This is a genomic window from Rhodanobacter sp. A1T4 (assembly GCF_014207185.1).
Classification (GTDB): Bacteria; Pseudomonadota; Gammaproteobacteria; order Xanthomonadales; family Rhodanobacteraceae; genus Rhodanobacter.
Map to the genome: position 1 here is coordinate 414,989 of NZ_JACHCP010000005.1, position 20,640 is coordinate 435,628.

Annotated in this window: 17 protein-coding genes; 4 read left to right on the forward strand and 13 right to left on the reverse strand. The window is 58.0% G+C overall.

Features of this window, described 5'->3' with window-relative positions; genetic code table 11:
- Positions 1-23: 23 nt before the first annotated feature.
- The 4 genes from HDE80_RS12630 to HDE80_RS12645 all read right to left on the reverse strand — a co-directional run bounded on the left by HDE80_RS12630 (position 24) and on the right by HDE80_RS12645 (position 3,146).
- Positions 24-605, reverse strand: coding sequence for a YceI family protein (locus HDE80_RS12630; protein ID WP_345776445.1), 582 nt, complete (start codon positions 603-605; stop codon positions 24-26).
- 11 nt (positions 606-616) lie between these two features.
- The gene (locus tag HDE80_RS12635; RefSeq protein WP_184599923.1) at positions 617-1,090 is read right to left on the reverse strand and encodes a histidine phosphatase family protein; all 474 of its coding nucleotides are present in this window, start codon (positions 1,088-1,090) and stop codon (positions 617-619) included.
- A 158-nt stretch (positions 1,091-1,248) separates the two neighbouring features.
- Positions 1,249-1,881 carry a ParA family protein gene (locus tag HDE80_RS12640; RefSeq protein WP_184671340.1) on the reverse strand — a complete coding sequence of 211 codons (633 nt, stop codon included), beginning with the start codon at positions 1,879-1,881 and terminating at the stop codon, positions 1,249-1,251.
- A 209-nt stretch (positions 1,882-2,090) separates the two neighbouring features.
- Positions 2,091-3,146, reverse strand: a complete 1,056-nt coding sequence (locus HDE80_RS12645) for a hypothetical protein (RefSeq protein WP_184671343.1) — start codon at positions 3,144-3,146, stop codon at positions 2,091-2,093.
- 160 nt (positions 3,147-3,306) lie between these two features.
- Between HDE80_RS12645 and HDE80_RS12650 the strand changes: the two genes are divergently transcribed.
- Entirely contained in the window at positions 3,307-3,501 is a 195-nt protein-coding gene (locus HDE80_RS12650; RefSeq protein WP_184599920.1) for an antitermination protein NusB, read from the forward strand.
- 80 nt (positions 3,502-3,581) lie between these two features.
- On the opposite strand, the gene HDE80_RS12655 is transcribed toward HDE80_RS12650, so the two are convergent.
- Both HDE80_RS12655 and HDE80_RS12660 read right to left on the reverse strand, forming a co-directional pair.
- The gene (locus HDE80_RS12655) at positions 3,582-4,199 is read right to left on the reverse strand and encodes a phosphatase PAP2 family protein (protein WP_184671351.1); all 618 of its coding nucleotides are present in this window, start codon (positions 4,197-4,199) and stop codon (positions 3,582-3,584) included.
- Positions 4,200-4,564: 365 nt separating this feature from the next.
- A complete protein-coding gene (locus HDE80_RS12660; RefSeq protein ID WP_255483724.1) occupies positions 4,565-5,602 on the reverse strand; it encodes a polysaccharide biosynthesis/export family protein in 1,038 nt (345 codons plus the stop codon).
- 1,235 nt (positions 5,603-6,837) lie between these two features.
- Here HDE80_RS12660 and HDE80_RS12665 point away from each other — a divergent pair.
- The 3 genes from HDE80_RS12665 to HDE80_RS12675 all read left to right on the forward strand — a co-directional run bounded on the left by HDE80_RS12665 (position 6,838) and on the right by HDE80_RS12675 (position 11,809).
- The gene (locus HDE80_RS12665) at positions 6,838-8,277 is read left to right on the forward strand and encodes an undecaprenyl-phosphate glucose phosphotransferase (RefSeq protein ID WP_184671361.1); all 1,440 of its coding nucleotides are present in this window, start codon (positions 6,838-6,840) and stop codon (positions 8,275-8,277) included.
- 224 nt (positions 8,278-8,501) lie between these two features.
- Positions 8,502-9,476 carry a UDP-glucose 4-epimerase GalE gene (gene galE, locus HDE80_RS12670; RefSeq protein WP_184671362.1) on the forward strand — a complete coding sequence of 325 codons (975 nt, stop codon included), beginning with the start codon at positions 8,502-8,504 and terminating at the stop codon, positions 9,474-9,476.
- Positions 9,477-9,850: 374 nt separating this feature from the next.
- Positions 9,851-11,809 carry a hypothetical protein gene (locus tag HDE80_RS12675; RefSeq protein ID WP_184671364.1) on the forward strand — a complete coding sequence of 653 codons (1,959 nt, stop codon included), beginning with the start codon at positions 9,851-9,853 and terminating at the stop codon, positions 11,807-11,809.
- Between the two features lie 75 nt (positions 11,810-11,884).
- Here HDE80_RS12675 and HDE80_RS12680 read toward each other — a convergent pair whose 3' ends face one another.
- From HDE80_RS12680 to HDE80_RS12710, 7 genes are all read right to left on the reverse strand, one after another.
- Positions 11,885-13,210, reverse strand: a complete 1,326-nt coding sequence (locus HDE80_RS12680; protein WP_221437549.1) for a hypothetical protein — start codon at positions 13,208-13,210, stop codon at positions 11,885-11,887.
- Between the two features lie 49 nt (positions 13,211-13,259).
- Complete coding sequence (locus HDE80_RS12685) at positions 13,260-14,315, reverse strand: glycosyltransferase (protein ID WP_184671368.1); 1,056 nt, start codon at positions 14,313-14,315, stop codon at positions 13,260-13,262.
- The gene (locus tag HDE80_RS12690; RefSeq protein WP_184671370.1) at positions 14,312-15,445 is read right to left on the reverse strand and encodes a DegT/DnrJ/EryC1/StrS family aminotransferase; all 1,134 of its coding nucleotides are present in this window, start codon (positions 15,443-15,445) and stop codon (positions 14,312-14,314) included. The genes HDE80_RS12685 and HDE80_RS12690 overlap by 4 nt, the downstream gene beginning before the upstream one ends.
- A gap of 903 nt (positions 15,446-16,348) precedes the next feature.
- A complete protein-coding gene (locus tag HDE80_RS12695; RefSeq protein ID WP_184671372.1) occupies positions 16,349-17,902 on the reverse strand; it encodes a right-handed parallel beta-helix repeat-containing protein in 1,554 nt (517 codons plus the stop codon).
- Positions 17,903-17,938: 36 nt separating this feature from the next.
- Positions 17,939-18,760, reverse strand: a complete 822-nt coding sequence (locus tag HDE80_RS12700) for a glycosyltransferase (RefSeq protein WP_184671373.1) — start codon at positions 18,758-18,760, stop codon at positions 17,939-17,941.
- Between the two features lie 161 nt (positions 18,761-18,921).
- Complete coding sequence (locus tag HDE80_RS12705) at positions 18,922-19,383, reverse strand: hypothetical protein (protein ID WP_184671375.1); 462 nt, start codon at positions 19,381-19,383, stop codon at positions 18,922-18,924.
- Positions 19,380-20,627, reverse strand: a complete 1,248-nt coding sequence (locus tag HDE80_RS12710) for an O-antigen ligase family protein (protein WP_184671377.1) — start codon at positions 20,625-20,627, stop codon at positions 19,380-19,382. The genes HDE80_RS12705 and HDE80_RS12710 overlap by 4 nt, the downstream gene beginning before the upstream one ends.
- Positions 20,628-20,640 lie beyond the last annotated feature (13 nt).

The following is a 20,640-nucleotide window of genomic DNA, read 5'->3' on the forward strand; positions in this document are numbered from 1 at the left end:
CTGCATGATACGGGCAGTGTGCTTCAGTTCGGAGCATGCTCAAGTGCGATCAGCAGACCCAACTGCACCTGATCCGACAGAGCCGTTCGATGGGTGTTCATGCCGAACGCACTGCGCGACAGCGAACCGCGTGCTTCGATAACGCAGGTCTGCTCGGTCGAGAGTGTGCAGTGGGCGGGCTGCAGTTCAAAACGCATGGGTTGCGTAACCCCACGCAGGGTCAACTGACCTTGCAGTACACCGCCGCTGGTAAGCATGGCGAAAGTGATCGGCTGGGACAGAAAACGGATAGTCGGGTACTGCACGGCATTGAAAAAATCAGGCGCCATCACCCAGCGTCGGAGTCGATCAGAGTTCATCACAATGCTGTCCGCGGTGATGCGCGCATCGACGGTGGCCAGGCCATGGTCATCGAGCTTTACCTCACCGGCGATCTGAGTGAAGTGCCCACTGATGGTTTGCAGCCACAGCAGTCGGATACCGAATTCGGCATCCGAGCGCATCGGGTTGATGCGGTAGTCCATCGAGCTCGCCGCTGGTGCGGAGAGCAACAGCGTGACGAGCAAAAAAGGGGCAATCAGGGATGGAGTAATCAGGGACGGCACGAACGGGCGACTCACGGCGACCAGAAGGCGTCCAGTCGAGCGTTGCCTGGTTCAAGCGCACCGTTGAGATGCAATACCGCCAGCGCGCCTGGTGGCATGCCGCGAAACTCATCGGAACGACCTTCGACGAGCAGGGCCACCAACCGTTCGATGCCGGGGTTGTGGCCAACCAGCATTACCGTATCGGCGTCGCCGTGCTGGTCGAGCAGCGCCAGCAGTTCACCCGGGGAGGCGTCATAGATTTCGTTGGCCAACTGAGGGACGGGCGCGTTGTTGATGGCGGCCAGCGCCAGTCGCGCGGTTTCGTCGGTGCGGCGGCTGGGCGAACACAGCACGCGGTCGGGATGGGCGCCATGGCCGGCCAGCCAGAGTCCGGCGGCCTGGGCCTCCTGTTCGCCGCGCGCGCTCAACGAGCGCTGCTGATCGTCACCGGCCTTTTCTATGGGTACCGCTTCGGCATGTCGCAGCAGGATAAGTTCGTGCATGGTTGACTCCGTCAGGTGATGTCGCGCCGTCGGCGCGCGGGCTTGCTTCGCAAGGATGGTTGCGGGCAGATGGATGCAGGCAACCGAAGGTTATGGTGATCTGGCGCTCATTTGACCCTGGAGCTCCTGCTTGGTTCGTCTCTCATGGGATCGATCCTTCATTGATGGCGCTTGATCCAGCGCAGCAGCGCTTTCCAGTCCTGCTGATGGTTGCGCACCTGCTCGGACTGGTAATCGAAGATGCCTTTGCCCAGTGCGCTCAAAAGCACGTAGGCCTGGCTGTCGCGCAGCTGCGCCGCGATCGGGAAAGGGGATTGTTCGGCGAGCTGGGCCACCGCGTCCTGGCTGGCGTGGGTCCACGGCTTGAGCCGGTTGGCGACCAGCGCGACCGGCAGCTTGCCGCGGCGGATGCGATTGATCTTCTGCAGCTCTTCAATAAAGCCGAGCGTGGCGTGCAGGTCGAATGACGACGGCAGCACCGGCACCAGCAGCACGTTAGCCGTTTCGATATATGGCTCCAGCTCGCGTTCGCCGACGCCGGCCGGCGTATCGATCAAAAGTTGCTGGGTATCCGGCGGGACCTTCTGGAGGGATTTTTTGCCGCCCTCCAGCGCCAGTACACCCGGCACGTTGTCAGGCCGCAGGGTCGCCCAGCGAAAGCTGGAGCCCTGCCGATCGGCGTCTAGGATGGCGGTGTGCTGACCCGCTTGCGCCCAGTACGAAGCCAGCTGGGTCACCAGCGTGCTTTTGCCGCAACCACCTTTGCTGCTTGCCACCAGCGTCGTAAGCATCGACTGACCCCTGCCGCGGAAGGTGGGCCAAGCCTACACGGCTGCGGATGCGGCGCAAAGCTGCGCTGCGATCAACTAGGCCGGGTTTGTTTGCCCACAGGCGGGCGTCATCGCTCAGGTGTGTACGGATATGTACACTTCTTCGCTCTTCCTTAGGTCTGCGCGCAAACGGCTCCCGGCGCGGGCCGCTTGGTAAGTGACGGCACGCTCTAGCCTTGTGGCTGCTTTGACGATTGCGGCTTCCAGTCGGCCGGGGCCTCGGTCGGGATATTGTTGTCACGCAGCGCGGTCAACAGCACGCTCATTTCGGTGCCGCCGTGGCGGGCAATGTTCACCAGATGCTGCGCGATGGCTGCGTCATTTTGCGCACGGCCCAGCAACTGGCCGAAGTTCTGTACCTGCCAGATCAGGCTGAGCCGCGCGTGCTTGGCGTCTTCCTGCTGGGCGGGATCGTCCGCCAGCACTTCGCGCAGATGCAGGCCGAGCGAGCGGCCGAGCGGGCTGGAACCCCATTCGAGCACCTTGCCCAGCTTCAGGCAGTCAGTCTTGATCGCGGCGTCGCCGGCGGCGCTATCGCAGAGTTTGGCCGTCACTTGCAGAACCGGCTGTGGCTGGGCACTGGCCAAGCCGTAGACGAGCACGGCCTGTACCCCGGCGCCGCCACTGGCGTGGCTTGAGTCGAACGTATTGGCTGGCGGTGGCAGTACGCCGATCGAACTCGCGAGCGCCTTCAGACTGGTGCCGGCGTAGTCGTCGTAGAGCTTGGCGTTGGCGGCCTTGGCTAGATCCTCGCGCGCGGCGTCCTGCTTCATGTTGCGGGTGTCTTCGCCCAGCTTGAGCAGCCACACGGCGGCGTTGTCCGGCGCCTGCGTGGTCAGCTGGTCCAGCGCCGACGTGTTGGGGCAAGCGTCGGCCTTGCTGTCGCAATCGGCCAGGCGCGTCCAGCTGATCGCCGCATCGATATCGGCCGCGCCTTCGGCATGTGCCGCGCGATCGATCAATCCGTGGAAATTGTTGAACTTGGGCAGGTCGGTCAATGGCCGGGAGATGATGGCGGCGGCGAGCAACGGCAGCGCATCGGCACGCGGCGCTAGCACGCTGACCAGATCATGCTGGAATGCCAGCAGTGCCTTGTCGCGGGACCGCGCTGCAGCGCTTGGCTGCCCTGCGGCAACGGCTTGTTTACTGACGCCGTCGGCGAATACTGGGGCGATGGCAAGCGACAACGCACAGGTGAGGGCAAGGCTTTGCAGTCCACGCATCATGGGCTTTCGTCCGCAATTCAAAGCGGTCAGCATACCTTGCGGGGATTAAGCGCTGCTGATCCGAGCGGTCGCGCGGGCAGGCATAGCATGCAATGCTTGTTAGGATGACTATTTCCGGCGCGAGAACGCGACGGGCCACAAATCGTTCGGGAGATCCACAGTGGACCACTATCTTACTTTCGCCAATGGCGCGCCGTGGTTTGTCGGCTGGGGCACGCTGGCATTGATCAATGCGGCACTGGCGCAGGGGAAAAATCGCAACGGACTGCTTTGGTTCGTGCTGTCATTGCTGTTCGGCCCATTCGCGACGTTGCTGCTGGTGCTGCTGCCCAAGGTGCGTACCAAACTCTTTTAGCCGACCAGAGCGCGGTTCACTAGCGAATGACACCATGTGCACCAGTGATCCGGTCCTCAACAGAGGTTGCAGGCCTTGACCTAATAATGTGTTCCGGGGGCGTTGTTGAAGACGGTATCGTGGCCGCTGACGGAGATCGCAATATGCTTGAGCAGCTGCTGCGAGGGAAAGGTATGTCCGTAGCATAAAAGCAAAGGCAGTAGCAGGCTGATGCCGATCTGCCAGGCGGGTGCGCTGTTTCGCGGAGTCGTATTGCGCAGCTTGAAGAAAAACCCTGCTGTGAAGCCGAAGCCAAGCATTCCACCGAGGATCACTTCAGAGATCGAATGCACACCGAGGCCGAGTCGCGATGCTGCCACACCAACCGCCAGCAGCACGCCCAAGGCGATAGCGGTTCGCCGAAGCAGAACGTTTCGCTCGGGAATCAGCAGCGCCGGGACCAACGGCCAGATAAGGCTGGATAGGGCCGTATGACCGCTGAAGCCGCTGAAATCCAGACCGGGTATGCCGATGTCCCAGCTCATGTACATCAGCTTGGACAAACCCACCACGGCGATACAGATGAACACCGTCAGGATCCACAGCAGGCCGTTACGCCGCGTGACAGCACGACTGATGAGCCATGCTGCGGTGACCAGGAAAACCGGAAGTAATACCGAACAATCGCCAAAAGCGGTGATTAAAAGCCACATAGGCATGCAAATTTCCGCGTCGATGAAAAGGACGCCGGGTTGGCGGATCCAGCAATGGTGCGCTGCATCAAAGAGCCTAAAGCCTTTCCCGGATGATCGCCAACCGGGCGCACTCTAGCGTTCAGTTTGTCCAGCCGGCTTTTCCATAACGCCGCGTCAGCAGCGGGGCTCGTGACCCAGCAACTCGCTCGGCCACTGCTGTTCAGGGGCCGCATCCTCGGCTGGACTCGGGTCGCACGGCTCATCGCTACTTAAGTCCATGGCGCTTCGGGGCCTGTGACAGAAGACTAGACACAGCCAAGAACCTGAGTCCTTGGCTGCGCTGGACCAAGCGATGCTCCCGCGCCGGCTGACGCGGGAGACATTGCCAATCAAAGCTGATTGGTCTGCTCGTTGGTGAGGCGTGCGTTCGAGGTGTTATTCAGCAGAGTGCTGAACGGCAATAGCTGGCTTACGAAACGATTCCAGCGTGCGACACCGGCGGCGCCGACGAACACCACGTCGCCTGCCCGCACAGGGAATTGCGAGGCCATGGCAAAAGCGTCCGGCGAGGACGCGTCGAGTTGATAGATTTCCGACGGTTCCTGCTGCAGATTCTTGACCCCACGAATCACATACACAGCCTTGCCCTTGGCGGTGTTCTGGTTGAGGCCTCCCGCGCGCCCAATGGCCTGAGTCAGAGTCAGCGTGCTTGTCTTGAAACGCAAAGCCTGCGGCTGCACGACTTCGCCCACCACATAGACTTCGTGGTTGTCGTTGTAAGATAGGAAAACGTGGTCACCGCCCTTGAGGTAGATATCCTGCATGCCCTTCGGCACGCCGCTCAGCGCGTCCATATCCAGATGATAATCGTGCCCGTCTCGGCTCAGCACCACATTGGATAGGTCGGCTTGGGTGGTGTTGACATTCGCCGTGCCAATGGCCTGTGCGAGGGTCAGCGGGGTGACCGTGATGAATTGCGGTGCAGCACTCACGAAGGCGCCTCCCAGAGTCACTTTCTGGCTGCCATAGCTGATGATGGTGAGATCCACCTGCGGCGACGGTACATACTTGGCCAGGCGACGTGTGAGCTCGGACCGCAGTTCCTCCACCGTCTTGCCGGCGGCTTGCAGCAGTCCTGCGTAAGGATAGAACAGGGTACCGTCGGGACGAACGAGGCGGCCGTTGGCCAAGGCCTGCTGCTGTGCGCCTGCAGGCGAGGTCAGCTCGGGGTGATCCCATACCGTGATGTAGAGCGAGTCCCCCGGGCCGATGCGATAAGGCTCGGGCAGGTAGGAAATCAGCGCGGGCGGAATGCTCGGTGCTGGCGTGGCGGCCTGGTCTGCGGCGATCTGCCTGGGGGTAATAGGTATGACCTTGAAGTGGGCGACATCAGGATTACTGTTGTCGGCAGAAGCGCGCAGGTTCATGTGCTGGCCCGGATACAAAACGCATCCATTCAGCGCGAGGCAGAAAGTCACTGCCCCTAGTATCGGAAAAATCTTCATGGGTGCGATCGGCCTTTGTAGAGATTATTTAATTCCGACGCCCGGCTGTTCAACCTGAAGAAAGCCTTCAAGTCCATGTTTGGCCGGTGCATTGGAAATCAGTGCAAAGATGGTAAGAAATGGGCGCAAAACTCCCTTGCAATCAGCGGAGGTCTTCGACCCGCAGTCGTGCTGCGACAATCGATCAAGTAGCTTCGGCGATACTGCAAATTACATCAGCCGTATGGGTCGTCGCGACGATGCCAACACCCGGTAGACCAAGTTCAACGCATGTTTGATTACTAAATGCATACCTCCAGGGCGGTGGGCCGCAAGACTGCGAGCCATAATCATGAACGCCAGACCCTGTTGCTTGGGTGAATGCGCCTGACACTAGGTGATTCTGATGTTTGGATGATTCGAATACTTGCGCCAGTAGCCAGTTTCGACGCTCAACAGCCGTGCGTGATCTTGACTTTGTCAGTAGCGAAACGCCTTCCGGACGATCATCCGGAAAGCTAGTTGCGATGATGGTTAATGTCATCCAAGGTAAGCTCGAGTGCACTGCTCACGCTATGCAGAAGCAGATATCTGTGCGGCTCCGCCAAGCGATCACGCAGAAGTTTTTCGAGTACATGATGCCTCTAGTCAGTACGTGCGAGCGTTGCCAGCAACGGACTTGCGATACGAGAAAATAGTGACGTCACGAGTCGGCAAATTCGCAAACGTAAAAGGAAAACGGACCGTATGACTGGCGCTGTGTTGCGTTGCGCCTTGGCGCAGGTTTGATCCAGGAGCGTGATGCCTGAATGAAATTTTCAACAGCTCGTTGGACGATGGCTGTATTCCCTGTGGGTTAAGCAAAAAGATGCAAACGTGTGACCCTCATCACCGATTGAAAATTTGATTAGCTAAGTACGAAACATTCCGATTGCCCTCGAATTCGCTGCGGCGTAGGATAAATTTTGTGGCATCGCAACATGAATTTCCAAGCCGCAAAATTTGAGTTATTTTCACTATCGCCATCCCAAGCCTGAGCAAATAATTGCTGAGGTCAGGAAAGCGTGTTGGATGAGTCGATCCATTTAAACGATGGATCGTCGTGCCCACAGGGGGCACGTACCTTCTGGGATCCATAGGAAATCGACGCGAGTCGATTCCAAAGGAAGGTACGGACCATGCATCCATCTAAATCAAATTACTCAAATTTCAAGGCCTTGCTCGACATGGGTCTGCGCATAGCCGACTTGCTGTGCATTGTTGTCGCAGCCCGTATCGCTTATGCGATGCGTTTTCACACGCTGAGCATGGGCAATGCTTACATCGGGGCACAGGCGATGGTCGTGATCGCTGCCTTCGCCGTTTTCGGCGCGCTAAAACTCTATGAGCAACCGCTGGAGGAAAGGCCGGTGACGCATTTTTGTTGCGTCGCAGCATCATGGATTGCGATTTTCGGTTTGGTTATTGCCCTCGGCTTTATGCTCAAGATCGACGAGAGCTATTCGCGTGCCTGGGTCACTCTATTCTTTACCATTGGCATGACTTTGCTGGTACTGACTCGCGTAGTTGCCCTGGCCATTTTGCGCAACATGTCCCGACGCGGCGTGGGCCTTAGCAATTGTTTGCTGATTGGCGCCACTGACGCCGGCCTGCGCATTCTTGAGCATTCACGCAACGACCCCGGCCTGGGGATGAATATCACCGGTTACGTATCCACTCCCTATGATCAGGCCGGTCCAATCGATCTGAAGCAGGTCGGTACCCTAGACAACATCGATGCCGTGTTTGATTCGGAAGCATGGAGTCAGGTGCTGATCGCTCTTCCAGTCAACAAGGCCGCCAAAGCCATCAGCCATATGCTGGACTGTGCCGAAGATCGCGTCATCACAGTGAAGTTCGTACCTGACACGTTGGGTTCCGAATTGATCAATCACCGCATTGACGATTTCGCCGGCACCCCGGTCATGACCTTGCGCGCCAGTCCGCTGTCGGGCTACGCGTGGATATGGAAGGCTTTCGAGGATCGGCTGATCGCCGCGATGATCCTGCTATTGATCAGCCCGGTACTCGTGGTGGTCGCTTGCGGTGTCAGGTTTTCCAGCCCCGGGCCGATTCTCTACCGCCAGCGCCGCATCGGCCTGGATGGTGAGGAATTTGAAATGCTGAAATTCCGCTCCATGCCGGTGAACTTGGAGCGAGGCAAGGTGCAATGGGGTGGCGCGGGAAGCAAGACCACCACTCGTTTCGGTCGCTTCATTCGCCAGACCAGCTTGGATGAGTTACCGCAGTTCATCAACGTGCTCAAGGGTGACATGTCGATCGTCGGCCCGCGTCCCGAACGCACGGTATTCGTGGAAAAGTTCAAGCAGGAAATCCCGGGCTATATGCACAAGCATCTGGTGAAGGCGGGTATCACCGGTTGGGCCCAGATCAACGGCTGGCGTGGCGATACCGATCTGGTCAAGCGAATCGAATACGACCTTTATTACATCAACCACTGGTCACTAAGGTTCGACTTGAAGATCATCTTCCTCACCATCTTCAAAGGCTTCGTGCACAGCGAGAAGGGGGCAGAGAAAACAGCTGCGGAAAAAGAAGAGATAAGTGCGTCAAGTTGACCGTTGTCGTTTCCAGAAATTGGTAATGTGCCAAAGTATTTTGGTCTGATCAATGTTCCTGAGGTGATATGGCTGAAGGGTGCGATCTACTACTTCTGCCGTTCTGCTGGGTGCGCGTTGCGCCCGCAGCAAGCTTTTCTACCGGTTCAGAAGCGGTCGCCGAGGTGCCGATACGCACTCGCAGTTAATCGTCAATTATCTTGAATCTGGCTTGAGGATATCGCTTGAAATTTCTTGTCTGCGGCGGTGCGGGCTACATCGGTTCGCATATGGTGCGCTACCTGTTGAGGCAGGGGCATGAAGTCGTGGTTTACGATGATCTGTCCACAGGGCATCGCGAGTCGGTACCGGCAGATGGACTGGTCATCGGTGATATAGGCGATGGCACCGCACTTGGCCAGTTGTTTGCACAGCATCGCTTCGATGCTGTGATGCACTTTTGTGCTCTTTCGCTGGTCGGAGAATCGGTCAGCAAACCCTATCTCTACTACACCAATAATGTTGCCCGCACGCTTGTTCTGCTGGAAGCGATGCGGACGGCCGGCGTCGACCGTCTGGTGTTTTCGTCGACGGCCGCGGTATTCGGCAATCCGCAAACCCTGTTGATTACCGAAGAGCATCCGACGACTCCGATCAATCCTTACGGGCAAAGCAAGCTGATGGTCGAAAAGATCCTGGGCGATGCAGCGAACGCTTATGGGCTGCGCTCAGTGGCGCTGCGCTATTTCAATGCGGCTGGCGCGGATCCCTCCGGAGAGATCGGCGAAGCACATTCCCCGGAGACGCATCTGATCCCGAACGTATTGCGTTCGCTGCTTGGTCAGGGACCTGAGTTGAAGGTTTTTGGCAGCGACTACGCGACGCGGGACGGCACTTGTGTGCGTGACTATGTACACGTCAACGATCTGGCCTCGGCACATCTCAAGGCGGTCGAATTCATGCTTGATCATGAAGGCGCACATATCTTCAACCTGGGTAATGGCGAAGGTTTCAGCGTGCGCGAAGTCATTGCGGCAGCCGAGCGTGTCACCGGACAAGAGGTCAGCTATGACATGGTCGCGCGCCGACCAGGAGACCCGCCGACGCTGGTGGCGTCAGGACAGCGCGCGCGCGAACTGCTTGGCTGGCAGCCGGAGTTCAGTCGTCTGGACGACATCCTCGCTAGCGCTTGGGACTGGCATACCAAGCCAGCCTACTGAGCGTCGGCAGATCGACTTTGTCTCGAGACGACAGTGCTGATGTCGAAAACCGGCACCGAGTCACGAGAATCAGCTAGCGCATCGTACTAGCGTCAAGCTGGACGTCGCGATGCGGCTCACCACTGCAAATGAACTGCAGAAACGGAGAGGTATGGCAGATGGCCAGATTCAGCAGAGCGATATCCCGATTCGATGACATGCGCTTGCTCCCGCTGGCGAGGCGGTCACTTCCTCCCCTGATATGCCTGATATGCGCTGTTACCGGCAATGCGATTGCTTCGCCTCAGGTAGCAGCTCCTCAAGCGCAGGTCCAGTCCCAGGCTGCAGCAGCTGCTGCAGCCGACGATTCGGGGGCGCCCAAGGACCGGCTGGAAATGCATGCCCCCGGTGACGACCATGCACCGATGCCTGCGGGTTTGTCAGTGGCGCCGGAGGCCGGTGACGCCGTCGACAATATGGCCAATGCCAAGACAACTGCTGCACAGACCAGCAGCACACAACAGTTGGATGTATCGCATATCCATTTTTATGCCGATACCGATCATCCGAAGAATGGCACCTACACCATTGGTCAGCTGGCAAACGTGTGTGTAACCGTTCAAGGCATGTCCGCCAACGACACCTTGCACATGGTGATCAAAGATGCGGATGGGGTGATCGTCACCGATCAGTATGTCCCTGTCGTCCCCAGTGCGCTCTACTGGCACCAGTGCATCCCCGTGCCCAGCAGCAAGCTCGGCTTCTACCGTGCCGGCATCCATCTGATGCGCACCAATCTGACCCTCGCAGCCTTGCGTTCGCGGCCTGGTGGTTACCTGACCTATGTGGTGCTGCCCGATCCCACCTTGCGAGTGCAGTATCCGGCCAGCCAAACCTTTTTCGGCCTGCAGATGCCGGATACCATCACCTATCTGGCACCCAATCTGGGCGTGCGTTGGATATTGGCCAGTTGGGACTACGGCTGGCGCTATGGCGAACACCAGTATCCGGGGCAGTTCCTGAATCGTCGTACCGCCGATCCCACTTTCCCCGGCTCTACCGACAAAGTCACCTGGAAAGGCGGTCTCTGGCAGTTGTATGAGATCCCTACCTTGTTCATGTACCCGATCCCGGATGCGCAGGCGAAAGACTGGCAGACCACTCCGCTGCCGGTGATCCTGAGCACGGCGAGTTTCATGACGGCGGCACTGACCGAGGGCAATCCGGCGGGCGTGACTTGGTGGGCCACGTTTGCCCAAGAGGCCGCGCAGGCCTTCGTCGACTTCCATCCGGATACGACCTACGACGAGCGCATTTATCAGATTACCTGGGAGCCACGCTACAAGGGCACATACGACCAGATCACGCGCATCTATCAGATCGCGTACCCGCTGATTCATGCCGTCGATCCGCATGCCATCGTGGCCGGCCCCAGCGCGTCGGCGATGAATAACGCCCAACGCATGTTCGAATTGACCCGTTTCTTCAATGCGAGCCTGCTCCAGTACATGGATGGCCTGGCCATGCATACCTATACCGTGTGGCCATCCGAAACCGCGCAAGGTCATTCCGTGAGCGACCCGGATCCGCAAACTCCGCCGGGCCCCTACTACACGCTGGCTCAGTCGATTCAGATCGCCAAGCAGCAGATCAGCAATCGCATCGGTCACGACATTCCGATGTACTCCACCGAGTTCGGCGGCAACACCAAATGCCCGGACTCCGAATTACCCTGCGTATCGATGGAGCTTGGTCAGGCACAGGGTCTTATCCGCGAGAACCTGATCCTCATGGGTGAGGGCTTCAAATTGGGTGTCTCGTTTTACGGCTCCGACTATGTAACACCCTCCGAGCAGGGCTACTACGGTCTCTACTACAACCTCGATCCAGCCAACGGCTGGTATCACCCGGCAAAGGTAGGTCCAAAGCCTTCCGCCGCTGCATATTCGGCAATGACCTACCTGCTCGAAGGCCATCATGGCGTGCAGCCGGTCACCGGCTTGGGCAGCACCGCGATCGGCTATGCCTATGCGAACACCGACGATACCGATACCACGCTGGCGCTCTGGGACTATTACGGTCCGCGCAACAACGTCAGCGTGAACACGGGCGCCAGCTCCGTCGTCGTCTACGACTGGATGGGCAATGGTCAGACCGTACAGACCAACAACGGCGTGATCACCGTCAATCTTTCCAAGGATCCGATCTACGTGAAGGGTGTCTCGGCCACCATGTGGGGCGATGGTAGTCCGGGCGCCGTCAAATCGTCGGTCAAATCCACCGCGTCTTCCAGTTCCCGTTCGGCCGTGATGCCACGGATAAATAACAACACTGTTTCAACTTCATCTCGTTGAGAGAGTAAGCAGAGTAGCGGCTCGAACGCAGCATCTGGAGACCGCATTGTGAAAGGCAGCGATGCTGCCGACGTGCTAGCGCCTTCCCCGACCCAGGCGGTAACGATGAAGAGTCTGCGAATGGGCGAGTTGCTCATGCCATGCCGCCTTGGTCAGCACGCGCTCCAGGGCCGGCCGACTGGCGTCGTGATGGAACTGCCAGATGCCGTAGATGCGTCCGTGGAACGAGGCCTCACTGCCGATCTTCGGGTCCACGGCCAAGCCGCTGCCGAGCCCAAACAGATGCAGTCCCTCGATACGGCGGCCATCGGTATCACATGGGCAGCCGGCTGCATCTGAATCAAGACCTCCCTGGATTTCTCGCAGGGCGACAGGCTCTCCGTCGTCGCGAAGCAGTTCGGGCAGGCAGGGCTGATAGCCGGTGCACTGAATAACGCCGGCACAGGCACTCAGGCAACCCTGGGCATCTGCATTGGCGACAGCATCGCCGCCGCCGACCGGCAACGTGCGCACCTTTACGCGCGTACCAGGCACCATCCCATCGGTCAGCACACCGCCGCCTATCTCGAAAGCACGATAGCGTAATCCCCCTGATCGATTGATGCGTCCCGACACGGGGCAGACATCGTGCTCTTCGTCAAAGACATATCCCGCCTGCTGTGCTGCCTCGCGGGTTTCAAAAAACAGTTTGATCGGTGAGCGATGCAGCAGCACGATTTCTTTCAGCCCAACGGCTTCCAGCTCAACCGCCAGACGCTCCAGTACCGAGAATGCACTGTGCGAACCGCCCACCACCACCAGCGATCGACTACCTCGCATCAATTGACTGAAATGCGCGCGTAGCGCGGCTGCCGGCTCGCTGAGAACATGGTCAGATGTGAGCATCCGCTCGTCCTCTTCAGGCGCAACAAGGCTCATCTCTCTCAGCGCATCCCGCAACAGACGCGGCGTCTGAGTGCCTCCGATGTTCATGACAACTGAAGCCGTGCGTACCTCGTAGCGTGAGCCGTCCGGTGCACAAACGCGCAAATCAAAATGCTCTCCCCGCCGGATGACGGATTCGACCCGGCTTGCCCGCCGCACGAACACGCCGTAAGTCCGTTCGATGTGCGCAACGAGCAGCTCGGTAGCGGCGCCGAGCACCGTCGCCACTTCCGGGAGCATGGAGACACTCTGCGGGTTTGCGCGCATCCGCTGATAAGCGGGCAGGTGCTGCAATGGCATGAAGATATTGCCAAACGCAGGGTCTACAAGACAATTCAGGAAGACGTCGTTGACCGAGTTGGCGCTCACTTGATACTCGCCGAGCCGCCCGTCGCCAACGCTGTTTGCGCCATCCAGGATGAGCAGGCCATGCGCGGCAAGACGTTCGCACTTGCCGCTCTTGAAGGCATTGAACAAGAAGCCTGCGCCTGCCGGCCCCAGTCCTACAATGGCGCAGCCCAATGGCTCAGATCTCATCGCGCTCATTCCAGAAGCGCAGCCCCCAGACGCCCAACCTTGCGAGTCGGCGAGACATGGAGGGAAACGGAGCCAGTATCTCCATGATCCAGAGATAGGCGGCGATCCTTCCCGATGCGCGCGACTTTTTGGCGTATTGCGCAAACTCTTCCATCTGCCCGGCAAGCGCGAACTTTACCGCCCAGCGACCATAGGTTCTCGCGGCGGATCTGTTCAATGCTGCCTGTGGAATGCCCAGCGCAACGCCATAGACAACGGAGTCCTCGAACATATCGCGCAGGTATTGGCTTGGCACCTGCACACTTAGCGAGGCATGGCTTACGCCGACGCCCCGGCGATACGCGCCCAGAACTTTGTTGATGTAGACGATCGATCCTCGGCCCGCGTGGTACAGGTGCCAGTGGCAATCGATCATTTCGCGCCCTTCGTAGATCAGCCCCTCGGCGGCCGAGCGGCGATACATCTTTGTCGAGTGAGCAAAAAACGGAAGGTGTGCTGCAAGAAAGGCAAGGTCGAGCACTGCTTCGCTCTGCGGGTTTACCTTTAGCCGCTTGCGGAAGAAATGGTTTGCCTCGATACGGCCGGTTGCTTCGTCGAAGACCAGGCAATCATGAGCACAGATGGCGCACTCGGGATGTCGCTGCATGGCATCTAGCTGAGCACGCAGCTTTCCTGGCAACCAGTAATCATCGCCATCGATATGGGCGACGAATTCCCCGCGGGCCTCGGCATGTGTAAGGAAGTAATTTGCTGTCGCGCCCCGGTTTTGTTCGCCAGGAAGCAGACGCACGACACCGGGATATTGCGCGACATATTCCTCGATGATCTTCCGGGTGCCGTCGGTAGAAAAATCGTCTCCCGCTAGAACTTCAAATGGCTCATCGAGATCCTGGCTCAGGATGCTGTCCAGGCACTGACGAATGTAGGGTGCTTGGTTGTATGTGATGACGCAGACGGTTAGTCGGAGTGAGCCCGGGATGTCTTCTCGGCAATGCGTGGTCTCCATCAGCGACGTATGCGGTAACTTGAAGGTGCCCGCATTCATTGCGCAACCGAACACGACAGCAAGTCACTCTGCGAGGCCATGTAGGTTTTCGTCGGCAGGGCATTCAAGATCGTCGCGCAGACCCGTTCCACGTCTGTGGGCAGCAACTCGGCATACAACGGCAGGCACAGCACACGCTGGGCAATACGCGGTGAGTGTCGAGTCGAGCCGAACCGGGCATACGGCAGGTTCGCGTCCAGCGACGGGAAAAAATAGCGTCGAGTCCTGATGTCTTGATCGTTCAATAACGTTACGACGTGTTCGCATGTACTCGCGTCGGCGAAGGCGAGTGGCATGTAACTGCCGGAGGTAGTCACATCGGGTTCGACCTTCTGGCACTGCACGTGGTCGCCAAGCCTCCGCTGATAAAGATCAGTCAGACTGCGCCGTCGTTCGATCACGTAATCCATGTCGTCGAGCATGGCCAGGCCCATGGCGGCGTGCATTTCACTCAGTTTCAGATTTGTACCTACATCGACGATGGCGCCAGTATGCGCATCCATGCCGAAATTGATCATGCGGCGAGCGCGCTCGCAGGCATCGTCGTCGCGGAACACCACCGCGCCACCTTCGATCGTGTGGAACACCTTCGTCGCATGGAAGCTGATTGCCGAGGCATCACCCCAATCGAGAATGCTCTGCCCGCCTTTGCGCACACCAAAACAGTGTGCGGCGTCATAAATCACTTTCAGCCCATGCCGTCGGGCAATCTCGCCAATGCGCGCGTCATCTGCAGGGTTTCCGTAGACATGCACCGGAGCGATCGCCGTCGTATCTGGCCGAATGGCTGATTCGATTTCGCCAGGATCCAAGTTCCAGCTTTGTGGATCGATATCCGCGAAAATCGGTTCGATGCCATGCCATGCCGGAACGCTGCTGCTGGCTACAAAGCTAAATGGGGTCGTCACTACGCTGCCAGATACATCCAGGGCGTGATAGGCAAGATCGAGCGCAGCGCTGCCGCTGCAGACCAACACCAGATTGCGTATGCCAAGGTAGGCCTCAAGGCGCTCCGTAAGCTCACGCACGAGCGGGCCGTTATTGGTCAAATGACCTCGCGCGTAGATGCCTTCGACATAGCTGAGGTACTTCGTCAGGCTGGGGAGATAGGAGCGGGTAATGTCTAACACGTTGACTCCTCAGCTTGGATTGCATTGTTCGAAATGGATTTGCTTTCAACCGAATTCGAACATCGCGACTTGCGCGCCGCATCGCTGCAGGCGCGTGCCTTTTCTTTCAGTTTTATGGCCGTAACCCAAGCCGTTCTTGATTAAACGCAGATGCAATCCAGATGACGTTCCAAGAGATGTTTAAATCGGGACTTATTACCCCGAGATTCACTTGCAAGCAGGTACTACTTACGGCTCTTGGTGGATTCGATAGTCATGCCTTATTCAGGCCATTCATAACTCATTAGTGTGATATAAATCTCAAACGCTTAAGATTTTTTATAGTACAGGTAAGATAAGTGCACAAAGCGTGGATGCTTTCCGGAATGGCGTGAAGCGGTGTTTGGTCGGCCGTTAATGCGTACGTATCCATCCGGATATTTCCGGGAATGAGATTTAATAATGGGATCTAATTCGGCAGCGGTATTTCGGCGGGTATTCCCATTTCAACCCACCAGCCAGTCGGCATTGGTGCCACTGAGCCGCAACGAATTTGATGCTCGAGCGCTGGAAGACTAGTCGCTGGCGGCGAAGGCCTTAACGCTTGCTATGAGCGTTTCGTATTAGCCAAGTGACCGGCCGCAGACCGACAGCGGCATACTGTTCATCGTCGTGACGTTGACAGATGGCGAAGATTTTGGCCGCCAGTCGGCTGCGGATTGACTTCTCTTGTCCGCCCCACCCTTTCTTGGCTGGTATTGGCCGTCGAGGTTTATCCGCTCTCGCCTGGACTTTTGGCGATGTAGCGGTGCACGTGATATCCCCATTTCATGCACCAGTAATGGCAGGGAATTCGCGTTCGCCGCGCCATGCCGGCCCGACAAGGTGTCGATCTCCAATCCGTTTGCCCGTGCGCGGGACGAGCTAGCTCATCTGAGCCGTATTCTCGATCACCGCATAGGCGTTGGGTATTGCCTTGCCATTGACGAAGCACGTCTGCGCCCAATGCACGACCGTCGCCAGGCTGGGCCGAAATGTCCGATATTTCTCAAGCATCGTGTCGAGGTTCTCCGCCTGCGCGTTCGCGCCGTTCGCTGCCGGCACCGGCATGGCTGTCAGGCCGCTCACCATGGAATGAATAGCGGCCGCGTCCGGACCCATGACGGTATTACGGCTGAGGACGTTTTTCTGGGCCAGGCCAAGTTCCACGCCGGGGCTTTGCTCGGCGAAGACAATGTTGTCGTGGATCGCCGTGTTGTTCGGCACGCCCTGCCAGTTGTCGGCCTTGAACAAGGTGCCAGCGTCGCCGCTGGGGCGACGTGGAATGATGAAGATGTTGTTGAAGATCGTGCTGCCTTCGACCGGACCGGTTATCCGCACCGATGCGCTGTTCGACGGGCGCAATGAATCATTGATGCTGACGTTGTAACGCACGATGGTGCCGGTATTGCCGGCGCCGAGATTCTTGTTGCCCATGTTGCAGATCAGCGCGAGGCCACCGATATTGTCGTGGCTATAGTTGTATTGAATCACCGTGTGGTTGCAGGCCAAGTCAGCGTCAAACGCCTCGCCGTCGGCGTGTGCCTGATGACCGCTGACCTCGTTGTACTGAATCAGGGTGTTGTCGCTGTTGAACGGCCAGATGCCGGCGGCGGCTTCGCCGGGCGGCAGTTCCGTGCAGTTGCTGACCGTGTTGTGCTCGACCAGGGCACCATCGCAGCCGATGATCAGGATGCAGTCGCCCGGTACTTGCTGAATCTTGTTGCCGCGCACGATCACGTTGCGGCCAAGGCCACCCTCGCGGCTGCCGCCGGCCAGAAAATGAATGCCGTTGCGCTGCGTGTTGATGACGCTGCAATTGGATATCTGCAGGCCTTCGTAGCGGCTGGGGCGCTGCTTGCCGGTAGCGTTGACCATGATGCCGGCACCAGCCCCCTGTTTCTTGATCGGCGAACCGTTGACGTCATGCACGTACAGGCTGTCCAGCACGATGCCATGGGCCACGCCGAAATCTTCGTGGTGCACGTAGACGCCCGCGCGATTGCCCTGATTCTGCGTACCCTTGTTGGAGACTTGCAGATTGCGCAGCGTCCAGTACTCGACGTTGTGCAGGTAAACCGAGCACTGCGCTTTGCCATAGGCATGGATGTGCGGCAGCGCGCCGCTACCGTAACTGTCCACCACGACCGGCTGGCTGGCGTTGCCTGAGCCTTGCGGATGGAACTGTCCGGGAAAACTGCTGCCGCGCTTGAAGTAAATGCGATCACCCGGCTGGAAGATGACACTATTGAGTTTGGTGATGCTGCGCCACGCCTGCTGCGGATTGCTTCCGGGCGCGCCGTCGTTGCCGGCTTCACCATCCAGGTAGAAAGTGCGGCCCCCGGTTGCCGCGGCAAACGAGGTTCCGGAACCCATGCCGAAGGATGCAGCGACTGCCAGGGCCATGGTCGAGTGACGAAGAAAATCACGTCGGTTCATTGGCTTTACTCCAGAGAAAATGATTCAAGGAAAATGTCAGCTACGCGCACTCAGCGAATAGCGATAAATGCCGCCATGCTTCTTGAGCATGTAGGCGAAGCCGGCCAGATGCTTGATGGTGAGCTTCGAGAATTTGCGCGTCCTGCGCTTGTAGTCGTGAACGATCGAGATGGATCGGCAGTAATAGTTGCGCAGGCCCAGTTTGTGCGTGCGCACGCAGAATTCGGCATCTTCGGGCCCGAAGAAAATCTGATCGTCGTAGCCCATCAGCAGCGTGGCGATCTTTTTGGTGAAGGTCTGGTTGGCACCGAGCACGTAGTCCACTTCCATCGGGTCGCTGGCTTCATCGAAGCGCACATCGGTCATCAGGTGACGCTCAAGTTCATCGTTGACGAATTTCAGCTTGCGACTGGCTGCAATGCGCGCGGCGATCGGCTGATAGAAGCGTGGAAAGCGGCGTGTGGAGTCCTGACGGGTGCGGTCGACATTGAGCAGTTGGAAACCGACCACGCCGGTGTCCGGATGAGCATTGAAGAAATCTTCAACGATGGTGCCCGGATCGGGGGTCAGAAAAATGGTGTCGTTGTCCAGCGTCATGCAGTACTCGCCGTGGGCCAGAAACAAGCCCCGGTTGCGGGCCGGGCCGACGCCATAGTTGCGGTCGAGCGGGAAATAGCGAATCTGCGGATGCTGGGCCATCAGTTCAGCACTGCCGTCGCTGGAGCCGTTGTCCACGACGATGACTTCGTCTTTTTCGAAATCCACTTTGTCCAGCAGCGAATCGATACAACGCCGGAGATTCTCCAGCTCGTTCCAGGTGATGATGATGATGGACAGGCGTACCGGTCTTGCGCTCATAGAAATTCCCATAGATGTTTCACGGCGTGGGCGCGGTTGTCTGGACGTATTGAAATTTTCCTGACGGGCGATAGCTGATTTGATGCTGCTTAGGCGCAATGATGGAAGTCGTGCCGAAGTGAGTGATGAGGCATTGCGTTAAGTGATTCATGCTGAACGCCTCACGGGAAAAGTACGGTCGATGGCGTGATGACGGCATTGGCCTTCACTGTGTAGTTGTCGGGAATGCGCACGGGTCCGAAGATGCACGCGCCTGTGCCGATGGTGACGTCGGAGCCGATGATCGGCGTGCCGTCACCGGGCCAGCGGTTGCCGATGCAGACCCTTGCGTAGAGCGTGCAATTGGCGCCGATTTCCGACTTTCCGTTAATGATCAGCCCGAAAGCGTGATAGATGACCAGGCCGGGTCCGATCTTGGCCGTGGTCGGCATATAGCATTTGAAAATGAATTCGGCGACCTTCTCGAATAGGCGCAGCGGGGCATGGAACCATTTGCCCTGAGCGCTGGCAATCAATCGATAGGTCAGGATCACCCAGAACGATTGGTCGAGCATCCACCAGATCATGCCTCGGTAGCCGGGCAAGGATTTATAGCGTTGGCAGTCTTTGCGAAAATCGCTCATCGGGGCTCCTGGGAATGGATCAGCGCCGGGTTGTCGTTTTGGTAAGCAAGCGGCAGCGACTGAGCCGGCCCCGGGTGATCGACGGGAGTCGGAGTTTCGTCTGCGGTCCACTTGGGAAAGGCAAAAAAGGCACCGATGAAAAACCAAAGGTAGGCTTCGGAGCCGTTGAACTGGATCGTACTGAGGACTAGATAACAGATCAGATACGCCTTGACGTTGCGCTGCATCGGCGTGGTGGCGCGTTTGAACAGAATCGCCACGATCATGATCAGATAAGCGGCCAGAGACTGCACACCGCCTTCGAGCAGAAATTGCAGATAGACGTTGTGGACGTTGTTTTCCACGAACGCGATGCCGGATAGTTTCTCCATCACCGGCACGCCGTTGCCAATTCCATAGCCAAGCAGGTTCTTGTGCAGAGCGACGCCAGCGTAGTGCCACAGCACTAGACGTCCGACACCGTTTTGTTCGAGCTCGGTCTCCGATTTCAGATTGAAGCGGTCAAGCACCGGAATATCTACGACCGAAGTGAAGATCAGCGCTGCCATAAGCACCAGCAGAGCAAGCCCCAGCGCAAGATTCAGGTAATAAAGTTTGTTTTTGCGTGTGCGCCAGAGAAAGATCCACAGCGATATGGCCGTGCCGATCAGTCCGGCGCGAGACTGCATCATGCCGCTGGTGAGCAAAGCGAGCATGATCGAAGGGAAGTAGAGACGCGTGCCTAGCAGCAGGATGGAAAGCATGACCAGCAAGCTGGCCTCGATATTACGCCCGCCGGTGGAAAGGTAGAGCATGTTCGCGGCATAGCCGGTACGTGTGTAGATTGCCGCCAGCTGACCGGCAAAAGCGATGTCGCGCAGGATGACGAAGATCACGGTGCAGACGAATACGATCGAGAAGATCTTCGTCCAGTCTCTGTCGTCGAACTTGCGGCCGTACATACTGCCCATGAAGAAGGCCATCACCACAAAGACCAGCTGGGTCGAGCGCAGGCCGGCGCCATAGGCCGGCGCGGCAAAGATCGTCGTGATAGTCAGTACCACGATGAAGATCGTGGCCGTATTGATGCGGAAGTGCTTCAGCGATGGGACATACAGGAAAGGCAGCAGCAGCAGCAGGATGTGATAGACGTTGATATGCGTCTTGTCATCCGTGTTTTGAGTCAGCGGAATCTGGACGAACAGAAACACCAACAGCAGTGTTGCGATGGCTTTGGTCGGACTGAATCTGAGGCTGGTCGGCAACGTAGTGGCTCCG